Source organism: Agrobacterium sp. 22-210-1 (genome assembly GCF_053522525.1).
Genome location: NZ_JBNWCI010000001.1, coordinates 1003460 through 1018019 on the forward strand (window position 1 = coordinate 1003460; position 14560 = coordinate 1018019).

Below are 14560 nucleotides of genomic sequence, written 5' to 3' on the forward strand. Positions count from 1 at the left end.
GGGGGCGAGGGTGCGGCCTATCGCTGGCGTTGCCCCTCATCCGACCCTTCGGGCCACCTTCTCCCCGACGGGGAGAAGAAATATGCCGCGATGCCGGGCGCCTATCCAAAGGCTAGTTCCTCGAGCCAGACCCGAGAATCAAAAACGGCGCCAAAGGCGCCGTTTTCTTAAAACCTGTCGCTCGATCGTCGCGCCCTGGAGGTCGGGCAGCGGGACGATCGTTTACGCCTTAGCGGAACGAACGGGCTGCTACGTTACGGATGTCGTAACGGGTCAGACCGATGTCGCTCAGAGCCTGATTGGAGAGGCTGCCGAGTTCGTTGATCGTGCGGCGGTAGGAGATCCAGTTCTTTGCAATGCGGATAGGGTTCATGGTCGTTTCCTCAATCTATCTCTGTTGATTTCGTCTGCCGGCTCAGTGTTTCTCTGTGCTCTCGGCTGTTGAGGTTTATATATAGACATTAAGCCATGTTGTGCAGTGCAGAATTTAGGCTACTGCCATGCATTTGTGCACTATGTCGGCTAAATTTGCGGCTCTGAATATCATATGGGCAAAATATGAGCGGAAATGCCTGTGTTTCAGGCGGTTTTGACCGATATGGCGGCCTTTGGCGGCGCTGAAGGGGCTTTTCAGGTGAAAAAGGAGCGGTGCGGCGGCTCTTGCATTATTCGCGCCGCGCAAATGGCAGGCATCATCGATGCATTTTTCATCTGCCGACCGCGCGAGTGGCTACGGCAGAACCACTTCGACCTGGAGAGTCGCCCAAAACGAAAAAAGGCCGGAGGCGGGAGCCTCAGGCCTTTTTGGGTAGGTCGTCTCACATCCGCCGCATCAAGCGGCGGGGCGTATAATTAGAAGCCGACGGCAGTCTTGGCGACGCGGCGGATGTCCTGACGGCCAATGCCGAGGTCACTCAGTTCGCGGTCGGTCATGCGGCCGAGTTCGGTTACGGTCTGACGATACTTGCGCCAGTTGGTGAGCGAGCGTGCAATGTTCATTTTCATCTTCCTCTTCGTGCTGTTCAGTCTCTGCGGCCAGTCTTGGGAGGCTTTGGTCCGGGGCTGAACTCGATCTCTGTATGACCACGAATATAATCGGTTTAATCAAAACAAAAACAGACAAAGCAAGATGTCACCTATGCGCGTAATGCAATGCAAGCCGGTAAATCAGGCTGATTGCGGCGATTCATGCATAATTTGTGACCAATTTGTGTGCTTTTGGTGATCGCCCGGGGGTTCGGCAGTGCGAAGGCGTGTGAGATGAACGAATAAGGGGCGGGGCAGGGTGCGGAAGCCCTGAATCGCCGGTTTGGAGCAAGGGCTGGCAATCCGGCAACTTGGGCTGCGGGGCAGGCTATATATAATGTCAATGTAGCCGCATAAATATTGCCTGTTTTACGCGCCTGTCTGCATGCGATGTGCAGGGCGAGATGGGTCGGAAAGGCGATGGGAGGCGCATGTGGTGCGGCTTGCCGTTTTTTGCCCAAAATCGCCTTTGTCCGGCTGTTGCGCGCTGTCCCCCGGCGCGGGCGGCGAATAAGCGGAGAGGGCGGCCGTCTCTTGCCACCGGCGCGGGGGATGAGAAAAGTCCGGAGGAAACGAAAGGCGGGGGGAACGGCGTGCTTGACCCTTTCTGAACATTGTGACATACCGCCGCCCAACGTGCGGGTATGGCGGAATTGGTAGACGCATTGGTTTTAGGTACCAACGCTTCGGCGTGGGAGTTCGAGTCTCTCTACCCGCACCACAAGCAAAGCATGGCTGTGCCACGCTTGCGCCAGAGTGCATCTTTATAAGATGCGGGGAGCTTCGGGGTTCATCATCCCCTTTGCACCTTTGTCTCCGGCGCGGGCGCAATGTTGCCCGGCGGGCGCTTGTGTAAAGAAATAAGGGAAGCCACGGCCGGGGAACGATGTTTCCGGCGCAGTGCTCGAAAGTAAACCAACGGCTGTCTGAGCACCGCCGCCATGATGTGAAGGTTAGGAAAATGCAGGTTATCGAAACGCTCGCTGAAGGGCTGAAGCGCGAACTCAAGGTCGTGATCCCGGCTGCCGACATGAAGGCCCGTCTGGACGAGCGTCTGGTTGACGCCAAGGACAAGGTTCGCATCAACGGCTTCCGTCCCGGCAAAGTGCCGATGGGCCACCTGAAGAAGATGTACGGCAAGTCCATCATGGCTGACCTCGTCAACGAGCTGGTGCGTGAAAAGCCGACCGAAATCCTTTCCAGCCGCGGCGAAAAGTCTGCTACCCAGCCGGCCATCTCCATGACCGAAGACGAGCAGGAAGCCGAAAAGATTCTGTCGGCTGAATCCGATTTCGAATTCACCGTTGCTTACGAAATCATCCCGGCCATCGAACTGAAGGCCAATGACGGCATCAAGGTTACCCGCGAAGTTGTTGAAGTCTCTGAAGACGAAATCAACGAGCAGATCCTCAAGATCGCCGAAAGCGCCCGCACCTTTGAAGCCAAGAAGGGCAAGGCCGCCGATGGCGACCGCGTCACCATGAACTACCTTGGCAAGGTTGACGGCGTTGCCTTCGACGGCGGCGCTGCTGAAGATGCCGAACTGGTTCTCGGTTCGGGCCGCTTCATCCCCGGCTTCGAAGACCAGCTGGTCGGCGTCAAGGCTGGCGACGAAAAGACCATCACCGTGACCTTCCCGGCCGACTACCCGGCTGCAAACCTTGCAGGCAAGGAAGCCAACTTCGACATCACCGTCAAGGAAGTTGCCGCTGCTGCCGCCGTTGAAATCAACGACGAACTGGCTGAAAAGCTCGGTCTCGAATCGGCTGAAAAGCTGAAGGAAATCGTCAAGGGCCAGATCGAAAGCCAGTACGGCAACATCACCCGCCAGAAGGTCAAGCGTCAGATCCTCGACCAGCTGGACGAAATGTACAAGTTCGACACCCCGGCTGGCCTCGTTGACGCCGAGTTCGACAACATCTGGCGCCAGATCAACACCGATCTCGCCCAGTCCGGCAAGACCTTCGCTGACGAAGACACGACCGAAGAAGAAGCCCGCGAAGAATATCGCAAGCTGGCTGAACGCCGCGTCCGTCTCGGCCTCGTTCTCTCCGAAATCGGCGAAAAGGCCGGCGTTGAAGTGACCGAAGAAGAAATGCAGCGCGCGCTGTTCCAGCAGCTGCAGCAGTTCCCCGGCCAGCAGAAGGAAATCCTCGATTTCTTCCGCAACACCCCCGGCGCTTCCGCTTCGCTGCGCGCTCCGATCTTCGAAGAAAAGGTCATCGACAAGCTGCTTTCCGAAATCTCGGTAACGGACAAGACCGTTTCCAAGGAAGAGCTGCTGGCTGACGACGCCGAAGAAGCAACGGAAACCAAGAAGAAGGCCCCGGCCAAGAAAAAGGCTGCTGCCAAGGCTGACGACGCCGCTGAAGGCGAAGAAGCCGCTCCGAAGAAGAAGGCTCCGGCCAAGAAGAAGGCCGCTGAAGGCGACGCCGAATAATCTTCTTCAGTGGAAGCTGATTGAAAAAAGGCCGTGGCGAAAGCTGCGGCCTTTTTGTTTTGGGGATGGGTAGGATGTCTGGTTTCGGCCCGAAGCGGACAATGAATGTCATATAGCCGTAAAGGTATGTTGCTTTAGTGCGGCCACCCGTTGCCAAACTTATTTGGCTTTTCACAAGGGAACCAGCATGAAGTGCCTGCGACGACCGCATGGCCAGTTCACCCCGATGCCGTACCCTTTGATGTCACAGCCAGCTATCCAGCCTCTCGGGCCCGCATCGCGCATATTCCCGCTGGGATGCGAGAAGTTGCGTGGCATGGAGTACCAGAGCCAGTGCTGACAGTAAGGCTTGATGGCTCTGTTGAATACGAGACCAGTGATGGTGAGGTACGCCACGTTTCGGCAGGTAGCTTTGTGCTGGTCTCGGACACACACGGAAAAGGGCATCTATCCCGGCACTCGCCGGAGGCTCAGACCGTTATCTGGATTTCATTACCGAACGGCCTTGAATTCCCGCCTACCAAATGACCTCGGCGCAAAGAGGCCATGAGGGGTAGCGCTCATTCCATCTTGATCGCACTGCACATAATTTTGCTGCATGTGCGCTTGTTCATCTCCCGTTCATCTGGCACAATGGCCGCTATGATTTCCTGGTTGCTTCGTGTGGCCGTTCAGGGGAATGCGGGCCAGCCTGATGGGGTGGCCGTCACGCCGACAATCTCGTTGGACTCGACTTTTACCGTGCTTTCCGGGTAGCGCCGGCACGCCCTTAAATGATTTGGGGACAAGATATGCCGTTCCGAACATCTATTTTCTTTTTTCGCCTGTCGCTCGTTGCTGGCCTCTGTGGCGGAACGACGGTGCATGCCGACGAAGCCGGGCTGATCTGGAAGCCGGTCAAGAATTCCGACCGTTCCTATACGGCGCGCATTGGCGCGAAGCTGCCGGTCGATACGCCGATCCGTGCGGGTTTGGAAATGGGCATGAATGCCTCCAGGACGGGGCAGGTGGTGGATACGCCGGTGCGGGTATGGGGCAATGTCACCTTGCTTGCCGAACAGTTGCCCGGCGTCTCGCTTGCCCGCGATGTCGGCGTCATCTTCAATGCACTGACGGGCTCGAGCAGCGTTTCCGTGACCTCGCAGCAGAAGCGCATCGTCACCCCGGAGCTGGATATTGAGGCGAACCGCAATTTCACCGTGCGTTATGACGGCACGGCGCAGCAATGGAACGGCCTCGACGTGTCGCAGTCATTGCGGCTTTCCCGCTCCGAGACGGGTACCGCTTTCGTGCTGACGGGGGCCAGCCGCAACAGCTTCAACGAATTCAGCAGCGGCGTGGCGGTGGAGCAGAAGATCGGTGACAATCTGACCGTGCGGGGAACGTTGGATCAGGGCTATGCGGATCATTTCCGGCCGGGGGTCAGTGCGCGGTACAGTATTCGCTGGTGAGTGGGCGGGCTGCCTGCGGTGCGCGTGCGCAGGTGAAATGCAAGAAGGAGATAAAGGCCTCTCCTCCGTCATGCCGGACTTGATCCGGCATCCAGCAAGCGCGCGTCTGCGCCATGAGAGTCGTTTTAGCCCAAGGACTTGGGCTGGCTGGATGCCGGCTCAGGGCCGGTATGACGGGCGAGGATGCCAGGACCTTGGCATAAGCACTGGCTGAACAGATTGGCGCGTTGTTCTCTGGAACGCGCAGCTCAATCCTTCTTGATCTCACCCATGCGGTTCCACGCATCCAGCCCGGCAATCTTGTAGGCCTCAGCCAGCGTGGGGTAATTGAACGTATTCTCCACGAAATATTCCACCGTGCCTTTGAGGTTCAGCACCGCCTGGCCGATATGCACCAGTTCGGTTGCGCCTTCGCCGACGATGTGGACGCCCAGCAGGCGGCGGGTCTTTAGCGAGAAGATCATCTTCAAGAGGCCGCTGTCGAGACCCATGATGTGGCCGCGCGAGGTTTCGCGGAAATGGGCGATGCCGCATTCATAGGGAATGCCGCGTTCGATGACTTCTTCTTCCGTCAGGCCGCAGGTGGAGATTTCCGGTACGGCATAGATGCCGTAGGGGAAGAATTGCGGCGGTTCGCCAGCCGGTGCGCCCACGGCGTGGCGGGCGGCGATGCGGCCCTGTTCCATGGAGGTGGAGGCAAGGCTCGGGAAACCGATGATGTCGCCGGCGGCATAGATGTTCGGCACAGAGGTCTGGAAGGTTTCGGGATCGACCTTCAGGCGGCCACGGCTATCGGCTTCCAGCCCGCAAGCCGAAAGATTGAGCGTATCGGTGGCGCCGACACGGCCGGCGGCAAACAGCACCGTCTCCGTTTTGAGCACGCGGCCATTGCCGAGCGAAACGAGGCATTTGCCGTTCTCGTCTCGCTCCACCTTTTCCGCCTTCTGGCCGAAGATCAACTTCATATTGCGATCACGCAGCTGATAGGTGAAGTCCTCGACGATTTCCTTGTCGATGAATTCCAGCATGGTCTCGCGCGGTTCCACCACCGTCACCTGCGTGTCGAGCGCGCTGAAGATCGTCGCATATTCGATACCGATGACGCCCGCGCCGACGACGACCATTGAGCGCGGTAGCTCCTTGATTTCGAGAATCTCATCCGAATCAAGCACCGCCTGGCCGTCGAAGGGGATGTGCGGCGGCCGGTAGGGGCGGGTGCCGATGGTCAGCAGGATGGAGGTGCCGGTGACGTTCATGATCTCGCCGTCGTTCTTCACCACTTTCATGGTGTTGGCGTCAACGAAGCTTGCCGTGCCGCGAATGTGCTGCACGCGGTTGCGGGCAAACTGGTGTTCCAGCACCTCGACTTCGTGATCCAGCGTGATGAGCAGGCGGCGGCGCAGATCGTCGGCGTCGATCTCCTGCTTGACGCGGTAGGAGCGGCCGTAAAAGCCGCGCTCACGCCAGCCGGTGAGGTTGAGCGCGGTTTCACGCAGGGTCTTGGAAGGAATGGTGCCGGTGTGCACCGAAACGCCGCCGACGCGGCTGCCCTTCTCGATGACCAGAACCTTCTTTTCGAGCTTGGCGGCCTGAATGGCGGCCCGTCTTCCCGCCGGACCGCTGCCGACAACAATCAGATCGAACTGGTGCATGAAAAAAACCCCGGAACAGAATGCATTGCGATAACCGGATGTCGCATCCGGCGCGGCGTCGTCGCGAAATGGTCGTGATGCCATTTTGACGATGGGGAGTGATTCCCGCGTCAGCCTTGCCCGCAAGAGTGCAATGCAACAAACGCCTGCGTCAATCTGTAGCGCAAGAATCTGACGGATTCGTAACTGGGGGGGGAATTTCGACTTAGCTAAGGAGCGCGGGGCTTTACCCCCCTCTGCCCTGCCGGGCATCTCCCCCACAAGGGGGGAGATCGGCAAGACGCATCTTTATCGCTTCAATCTCCAGCTTCGTGTCGGACGAGACCGTGCCGCAGATCGATCTCCCCCCTTGTGGGGGAGATGCCCGGCAGGGCAGAGGGGGGTGAAGCCCCATGTACTTTCGGTCTATTGGGAATGGAAATGCCCTAAACCCCAACAGCTTCATCCCGCCCAGCGTTGCCGGTCGGGGATACTCAGCGTGCGTCGGGCGATGGCCCGGCTGCGCTTTTGTCGGGGTTGGTGTGGGTCGGATGCGTTGCGCAGCCGGGTCTTTCACGATGCCGTATCTCGCAAAGGGCCGTGCACCGCACTTTGCGAAATGGTTCTGTCGTCACGAACGCGCCACCGTCCCCATCAGAACTGTCCCTCGGTTTCAGCCACGTCTGGCATCCACCCGGCAGGACTGGATGCAAGATAACAGCGCCCGGCAGGGCGGGGAAAAGCGGGGATGAATTTTGCCGGTGTCAGCCGTCCTTGCGGGTGACGTGGTGGTGGAGTGCGGCGAGATCCTGTCTCAGCGCCGCCAGTTCGGCCAGCACCTTCACGTCGATCTTTTCATGCAGCGACAGCACTTCCAGCTCGGCCTTCAGGTTCACCTCATAATCCTTGGCGGCCTCGAAACGGTCGCGGGCGGCCTGGCGGTTCTGCGACATCATGATGATGGGCGCCTGAATGGCGGCCAGCATGGAAAGCAGCAGGTTGAGGAAGATGAACGGGTACGGGTCGAAGGCGCGGGTGGTCAGGATGATGGTGTTGATTATCGCCCAGAAGATCAGGAAAAAACAGAAGGAGAGGATGAAACCCCAGGAGCCGCCGATCTTGGCGATATTGTCGGCCAGCCTGTCGCCAAGGCTTGCTCCAGCGGAAAATTCGGCATTGGTGTCGCGCGAGATCAGTTTTTTCTGGTGCGACAGTTCCAGAATGCGGCGCTCCACCTCACCGATTTCGCGGGAGGAACGCTTGAAATGCGACGTGATGTAGTCGGAGATATCTGACACGGTGTGTCTCCGGTTTTGATGAGGTGCCTGCGCTCTGTGCGAGATAAACCCGCATGGCGGCGGAATTCAAACGATTTCCGCTGCCATGCGGTTCAGGCGTCCCCGCCGAAAAGTATCAGACGGCCGGCGCGCCCTCGTGCAGCCAGTTGAAGCCGGGGAAGAAGCGCTCGCGGCCATATTGGGCGCCGAACATCATGTCGAACTGCAGCAGGCGGTAATCGCGCACCACGTCGGGAACGGCGTTCGGGGCGATCGACCAGTCGGGCAGGGCCTTGCCATCGGTCGCCACCAGCATATGCCGGTCGATGACGGAGAAGGCCTGCTGCACCTCGCCGAGCGTGCCGGTATAAAAGGGATCGGAGAAGCCGGCAGTCTTCAGCACGTGATAGGGCAAAAGCGCCGGGCTGATGCTGCCGATATCCTTGCGCACGCCCTTTTTCGAGGACCAGACGACGAGCGGCGTCTCATGCTCCTTCTTCATCACGTCAAGCGGCGCGCGGCGGCTGGCCACCATGCCGGGCATGTAGCCACTTTCCACGAAGGTCTGGCCAAGCGGCGGCAGGTGGTCGCCAAAGAGGACGATGATGGTTTCGCGGTCGCGTTTCTTGGCCCAGCGCATCATTTTCAAAAGCGCTTCATCGGCTTCCGCCACCCCTTGCGAATAGGTGGCCAGCGCCTGCGAGGCCGAGGCGGAGAGGTCGCCTTCGACGCCGATGGTGTTTTCGGCGTAACGGTTCGCCTCGTAAGGCCCATGTCCCTGAAGGGTGACGGCAAAGAGGAACAGCGGGTTCTGCGCCTTGTCGGCCGTCGCCATGATCTCGTCCATCAGCGCATCGTCGGAGGCAAAGTTGCCGCGTTTTTCCATGGCTGGCAAAGTCGCTTCGGAGCGGAATTCCTCGAAGCCGAAATTCGTATAGACGTGCTTGCGGTTCCAGAACCATTCCTGGAATGGGTGCATGGCGATGGCGGAATAACCTTCACCGCGGAAGAAGCTGGCGAGCGAGGGCACCGGGCGGCGGATATATTGCTGATAGGGAATGCTGCCATAGGGCAGGAAGGCGTTGGAAAAGCCGGTCAGCGCCTCGAATTCCACATTCGCCGTCATGCCGCCGAACTCGGGCGAGAACACGTTGCCGGACTGTTTGGCGCGGATGGTCGGCATCGGATCTGCGGAGAGCTTCACGTTTTCAAGCCGCGTCGGATCCCACAGCGATTCGCTCATCAGCATGATCACATCAGGATAATCGCCCTTGTTGGGGGCGAAAGCGGCGGGCTCGGAGGTCAGGTCGGCGATGCTGTTTTCGCCATAACCCTGCGGCGCCGAGACATTGGCCATCGGAATATTGAAGGCGAAGGCCATCAGGAAGCCGTTGTGACGGTAGTTTTCCTGCTGATCCCACATCATGGGAATGATGTTGAGGCGATCGCGGACCCAGGAATAATGCGAATAGTCCATCAGCGAGGCAAGGCCGGCAAGAAGCGGCAGCGCCAGTGCGAGCCCCGCGGCGCGTTCACGCCAGCTCAATGACGGCGAATGGCGGCGCGCCAGAAGCCAGAGCGCCACGACAGCCGTAATGGCGGCGCAGATGCCGAGGCCAACCAGCACTGCCGTCAGCGGTTGCGCCTTCAGCATTGTGGGTAAGAGTTCGAAAATCTGGCGGCCGAACAGCAGGTCGGATGGGTAAAGCGGATCGGAGAGATAGGTCTGTTTCTGCGCGGAAATCAGCCCCGTCAGCGCGCAGAGCGGGGCAACTGCGATGAGGGACAGATAACGCCGGCCAAGGATCGCATCCAGCGCGACGAGAAGGGTGAGCACGGCGGCAATGGTGGTCATGCCCGGCCGGGCGGAGGAGGTGAGGAAAGCACCGACATCATGGAGCGAACCGCGGGCAATCCATTCCAGCGCCACGACGAGCACGATGGATGCGACCGTCAGATTGGCCAGCGTATAGGCCGCGCCCGAAAGCTTGGAAAGGCTCCTTGTCCATGCAGGCGAAAAGACGAAACCAGCCTTTTCGGAAGCCGTTGTTTTTGGCGCCGAATCTCTCAAACTCATACTCCGGTATTTCAGGCGGCCGCCCAATCCGGGGAGGTGAATCGGGCGTCGCAAAAGTGTCATGTAACTGTCACATAAGCGCGATGAACGCGACATGAACTTTGCGGAGGATGGCTGGAGCGGTGATAACCTTAGCGTGAACGCAGCGGTGGCGCATCGTCCAGGCGATGGCATGCAATTGCCGCGTTGCGGAGCGGCCACGGGCGCGGTATTGAAATGGCATGAGCGACAGACACGATATCCAGAACCATCTCCGGATTGCCGTCGGGCAGTTCAATCCCACCGTTGGCGACGTGGCGGGCAATCTCGCCAGGGCGCGTGAGGCAAGGGCCGATGCGGCAACGCAGGGCGCCGATCTCCTGCTTCTGACCGAGCTGTTCATATCCGGCTACCCGCCTGAAGATCTGGTGCTGAAGCCGGCGTTCCTGAAGGCCTGCCTGAAGGCCGTGGAAGAGCTGGCAGCGGACACCGCCGATGGCGGGCCGGGTGTCGTTATCGGTTTTCCGCGCCAGGGCGAGACGGGCCGGCATAATTCGGTGGCGTTGCTGGATGGCGGCAAGATCATTGCGCTGCGCGACAAGATTGACCTGCCGAATTACGGCGAGTTCGACGAAAAACGCGTTTTCGCCGAAGGTTCGATCTCCGGTCCCTATAATTTCCGTGGGGTCAGGATCGGTATTCCGATCTGCGAGGAAATCTGGAACGAGATGGGAGTGTGCGAAACGCTTGCCGAAAGCGGGGCGGAAATCCTGCTGGTGCCAAACGGTTCGCCCTATTATCGCGGCAAGCTGGACGTGCGCCACCAGGTGGCGCTGCGGCAGGTGATTGAAAGCGGTCTGCCTCTCGTCTTCGCCAACCAGCTGGGTGGGCAGGATGAGTTGGTGTTCGATGGCGCAAGCTTTGGCTTTAATGCAGACAAGACGCTTGCCTTCCAGATGAGCCAGTTCGAGGCAACGCTTGCCGTCACCGACTGGAAACGTACGGAAGAGGGATGGCGCTGCGAGAGCGGACCCTTCTCGAAAATTCCCGAAGGCGAGGAGGCGGATTATCGCGCCTGCATGTTGGGCTTTCGGGATTACGTCAACAAGAACGGTTTCAAGAGCGTGGTCCTTGGCCTTTCCGGCGGTATCGATTCGGCGATTTGCGCCGCACTTGCCGTCGATGCGCTGGGTGAGGAGCGGGTACGCTGCATCATGCTGCCTTACCGCTATACTTCGGAAGAATCGCTGAAGGATGCGGCCGATTGCGCGAAAGCGCTGGGCTGCCGTTACGATATCGTGCCGATCGTCGAGCCGGTGGAGGGTTTCCTCTCGGCACTGTCAGATCTCTTCGAAGGCACGGAAGAAGGCATTACCGAGGAAAACCTGCAGAGCCGCACGCGCGGCACCATCTTGATGGCCGTATCGAACAAGTTCGGCTCGATGGTGGTGACGACGGGCAACAAGTCGGAAATGTCGGTGGGTTATGCCACGCTCTACGGCGACATGAATGGCGGTTTCAACCCCATCAAGGACCTCTACAAGATGCAGGTCTATGCCATTTCCAGCTGGCGCAACGGTAATGTGCCGCCGGGCGCGCTCGGTCCTTCCGGCGAGGTGATTCCCGCCAATATCATCGCGAAGGCCCCGTCGGCCGAATTGCGCCCCAACCAGACCGACCAGGATTCGCTGCCGCCCTATCCGGTGCTGGACGATATTCTGGAATGCCTCGTCGAGAAGGAAATGTCGGTCGAGGAGATTCTGGCGCGCGGCCATGATGTGGCGACGGTGCACCGGGTGGAGCATCTGCTCTACCTTGCCGAATACAAGCGCCGGCAATCGGCGCCGGGCGTGAAGATCACCAAGAAGAATTTCGGCCGTGACCGGCGTTATCCGATTACCAACCGGTTTCGTGACAGGTGATTGGTCGCGCGCGCAGGTAGAAGGTTGTTCCGCTGAGCTTGCCGCGTGTTTCTTCTCCCCGGCGGGGAGAAGGTGGCCCGAAGGGTCGGATGAGGGGGCAACCTCTCGGTTTGTCTCTACCGTTTCCCCCTCATCCCGCTGCCGCGGACTTCTCCCCGGCGGGGAGAAGAAACAAGTGGCTGCGCTTGGTCCGCAAGAGACCTTCGTGCTTAGAAAGACGGCGCGGACACGCCGCGCCGCCTATTCATCTCAAATAACCTGCCCCACATCGATGCGGTTGCCGTCAGGGTCTTCAAAAACAAAGGCGCGCAGGCCATAATCCTTGTCCTGCAGGCCCTTGATGATGCGCAACCCGTGGCTCTTGCAGAGCGCGTGCAGCGCATCGACATCGCTTACCATCATATGCGCCACGTTGAAGGGCGCTGCCTTATGGGTGGGCTGCAATGTCAGGTGCAGTTCGGCATTGCCCTGTTTGAGGATCATGAAACCGACGGGGTTGCCGTTTTCGAAGGTTTTTGTGAAGCCCAGCACACCGACATAAAAATCATGGGCCTTTTCGATATTTCTGACAGGAAGCATTGCGGCGATCCGGCCGAAGCGGATGCCGTGATCGGCGATGGTATTCATCGCGGAACCTCGGATCTGGGAGAAACGGGGAGGGTTACGGGCGGTGCCGGAACGCTGGCGTTTTTTCCGATTTGAATTTGCAGGACGGTGCCTGCGGTCATAGGATCATAATCACCGTGGCGGCGAAAGCAAACGGAATGTCTGCACCAGCCAAGGGACCGATCCAGACTATCGACAGCCCGGGAGGCAGCATGCGCAGTTCCATCGAAATCTTCAACATCCGCACCCGGCAGATGCGGGTGGTGTGGCAGACGCCGGAATTGTTCGAAGCGCCGAACTGGTCGCCGGATGGCAAATATCTGCTGTTGAACAGCGAGGGGTTGCTCTATCGCCTGTCCCCATTCGGTGACGCCTCACCGGAGAAGGTCGATACCGGCTTTGCGACGCAATGCAACAACGACCACGGCATTTCACCTGACGGTTCGCTCTATGCCATTTCCGACAAGGTAGAATTCGGCAAGAGCGCCATTTATCTTTTGCCATCGACGGGCGGCACGCCGAAGCTGATGACGAAGAACCTTCCCTCCTACTGGCACGGCTGGGCGCCGGACGGGAAGAGTTTCGCCTATTGCGGCATTCGCGATCAGGTCTTCGACATCTATTCCATGGATATTGAGAGCGGCGTCGAAACACGCCTTACCCATGGCGAGGGCCGCAATGACGGGCCGGATTATTCGCCTGACGGTGGGTGGATCTATTTCAATTCCAGTCGCACGGGGCTGATGCAGATCTGGCGGGTGCGGGTGGACGGTTCCGCCGTCGAGCGCATTACCGACAGTTCCTATGGTGACTGGTTTCCACATCCGTCTCCCAAAGGTGACAAGGTGGTGTTTGTCTCCTATGGCGGCGATGTCTTCGACCATCCGCGTGATCTTGATGTGCGGGTGCGGCTGATGGATATGGATGGCGGCAATGTTGAAACGCTGTTTGATCTTTTCGGCGGGCAGGGGACGATGAACTCGCCCAACTGGTCACCTGACGGGGATGAATTCGCTTATGTGCGCTATTTCCCTGTGGAATGATGCGATTTGGTTTTCGTTGAGGTCACATTGCCGCACCGCCCTTACGATACTTGCATTCGCAAGTCCTCTTGATCATAAGTTTTCTCGTCAGGTGCCCGCCCTTGCGGCGGGAGAATCGGGAATTCGGTGAGAAACCGGAACGTGCCCAGCGCTGTGAGGCGGATGCCCTTTTCACAAGCCACTGAAGTTATTCGGGAAGGCGAAAGGGGCGGATGAAGTCGAGTCAGAAGACCGGCCTGGCAGGATAGACCGAACCGCGCGGACGGCGGCAGGTTGCTGAAGAGGCGCGTTGTGCGCGCGAAACCGGTATGGTTTCGGCACCGGCGCGCCCGCATTGTTGGGGTTAAACGATGCCGACCGATCCGTCCGCTGGCGATCCATTGCAAGCCAGCCCATTCGACCATGCGCTTTCGCCCGCCCGCCCGTTTTCCGGTGCGGAGCGCGAGGCGATCTACCGCGCCATCGAGACGCGCCGCGATGTGCGCGACCAGTTCCTTCCCGATCCGCTGCCGGACGAACTTGTCGAGCGTCTATTGAAAGCGGCGCATTCGGCTCCCTCGGTCGGTTTCATGCAGCCGTGGAATTTCACGCTCGTCACTGATGCTGCCATCCGTCAGGCGGCCTTTGTGGCCTTCAGCCGCGCCAATGAAGAGGCAGCGGCGATGTTTACGGGCGAGCAGCAGGCGCTTTATCGCAGTCTCAAGCTCGAAGGCATCCGCAAGGCGCCGCTCAGCATCTGCGTCACCTGCGATCCCACACGCGGTGGCAAGGTGGTGCTGGGCCGCACCCATAATCCGCGCACGGATGTCTATTCCACCGTCTGCGCCATCCAGAACCTCTGGCTCGCGGCGCGTGCCGAAGGCGTCGGCGTCGGCTGGGTCAGTATTTTCCACGATAGCGACATTCGCACCATCCTCGGTATTCCCGACCATATTGAAATTGTCGCCTGGCTCTGCCTCGGTCGTGTCGATGCGCTCTATAACGAGCCGGAACTGGCGGTGAAAGGCTGGCGGCAGCGCGTGCCGCTGGAGGAGCTGGTGTTTCGTAACCGCTGGGGCGGTTGACCGGCGACATCCACCCCTCCCGGCCGAAGCCGGGAAGGGTGGTG

12 protein-coding genes, 1 tRNA gene and 1 riboswitch are annotated in these 14560 nt (G+C 59.3%); of the genes, 7 read left to right on the forward strand and 6 right to left on the reverse strand.

Annotation, left to right across the window (positions count from 1 at the left end):
* Positions 1-229: 229 nt before the first annotated feature.
* On the reverse strand, positions 230-373 hold the full coding sequence (locus ACQZ5F_RS05145) for a DUF1127 domain-containing protein (RefSeq protein WP_003495735.1): 144 nt from the start codon (positions 371-373) through the stop codon (positions 230-232).
* A gap of 479 nt (positions 374-852) precedes the next feature.
* Positions 853-999: a DUF1127 domain-containing protein gene (locus ACQZ5F_RS05150; RefSeq protein WP_004433052.1), complete on the reverse strand. Its 147-nt coding sequence runs from the start codon at positions 997-999 to the stop codon at positions 853-855.
* Between the two features lie 665 nt (positions 1000-1664).
* Here ACQZ5F_RS05150 and ACQZ5F_RS05155 point away from each other — a divergent pair.
* The 4 genes from ACQZ5F_RS05155 to ACQZ5F_RS05170 all read left to right on the forward strand — a co-directional run bounded on the left by ACQZ5F_RS05155 (position 1665) and on the right by ACQZ5F_RS05170 (position 4917).
* Positions 1665-1747, forward strand: a tRNA-Leu gene (locus tag ACQZ5F_RS05155).
* A gap of 240 nt (positions 1748-1987) precedes the next feature.
* On the forward strand, positions 1988-3466 hold the full coding sequence (gene tig, locus ACQZ5F_RS05160; protein ID WP_046798367.1) for a trigger factor: 1479 nt from the start codon (positions 1988-1990) through the stop codon (positions 3464-3466).
* 192 nt (positions 3467-3658) lie between these two features.
* Positions 3659-3994, forward strand: coding sequence for a cupin domain-containing protein (locus ACQZ5F_RS05165; protein WP_349506713.1), 336 nt, complete (start codon positions 3659-3661; stop codon positions 3992-3994).
* Between the two features lie 263 nt (positions 3995-4257).
* On the forward strand, positions 4258-4917 hold the full coding sequence (locus ACQZ5F_RS05170; protein ID WP_225339783.1) for a hypothetical protein: 660 nt from the start codon (positions 4258-4260) through the stop codon (positions 4915-4917).
* A gap of 248 nt (positions 4918-5165) precedes the next feature.
* Here the strand turns inward: ACQZ5F_RS05170 and sthA are convergent, their stop codons facing one another.
* The 3 genes from sthA to ACQZ5F_RS05185 form a co-directional block, all read right to left on the reverse strand.
* Complete coding sequence (sthA, locus tag ACQZ5F_RS05175) at positions 5166-6569, reverse strand: Si-specific NAD(P)(+) transhydrogenase (protein WP_046798468.1); 1404 nt, start codon at positions 6567-6569, stop codon at positions 5166-5168.
* Positions 6570-7312: 743 nt separating this feature from the next.
* Positions 7313-7846 (reverse strand): DUF1003 domain-containing protein, encoded by a 534-nt coding sequence (locus tag ACQZ5F_RS05180; protein ID WP_046798370.1) that lies wholly within the window; start codon positions 7844-7846, stop codon positions 7313-7315.
* A 115-nt stretch (positions 7847-7961) separates the two neighbouring features.
* Positions 7962-9902 carry an LTA synthase family protein gene (locus ACQZ5F_RS05185; RefSeq protein ID WP_448731060.1) on the reverse strand — a complete coding sequence of 647 codons (1941 nt, stop codon included), beginning with the start codon at positions 9900-9902 and terminating at the stop codon, positions 7962-7964.
* Positions 9903-10123: 221 nt separating this feature from the next.
* On the opposite strand from ACQZ5F_RS05185, the gene ACQZ5F_RS05190 reads away from it, so the two are divergent.
* Positions 10124-11803, forward strand: a complete 1680-nt coding sequence (locus tag ACQZ5F_RS05190; protein ID WP_225339785.1) for an NAD+ synthase — start codon at positions 10124-10126, stop codon at positions 11801-11803.
* A 249-nt stretch (positions 11804-12052) separates the two neighbouring features.
* Here ACQZ5F_RS05190 and ACQZ5F_RS05195 read toward each other — a convergent pair whose 3' ends face one another.
* Complete coding sequence (locus tag ACQZ5F_RS05195) at positions 12053-12430, reverse strand: glyoxalase superfamily protein (RefSeq protein WP_046798373.1); 378 nt, start codon at positions 12428-12430, stop codon at positions 12053-12055.
* Between the two features lie 191 nt (positions 12431-12621).
* Between ACQZ5F_RS05195 and ACQZ5F_RS05200 the strand changes: the two genes are divergently transcribed.
* Together ACQZ5F_RS05200 and bluB are read left to right on the forward strand one after the other, a co-directional pair.
* A complete protein-coding gene (locus ACQZ5F_RS05200) occupies positions 12622-13452 on the forward strand; it encodes a TolB family protein (RefSeq protein ID WP_225339786.1) in 831 nt (276 codons plus the stop codon).
* A 72-nt stretch (positions 13453-13524) separates the two neighbouring features.
* Positions 13525-13706: riboswitch (cobalamin riboswitch) on the forward strand.
* Positions 13707-13802: 96 nt separating this feature from the next.
* Positions 13803-14516, forward strand: a complete 714-nt coding sequence (bluB, locus tag ACQZ5F_RS05205; protein WP_225339787.1) for a 5,6-dimethylbenzimidazole synthase — start codon at positions 13803-13805, stop codon at positions 14514-14516.
* Positions 14517-14560: the final 44 nt, after the last annotated feature.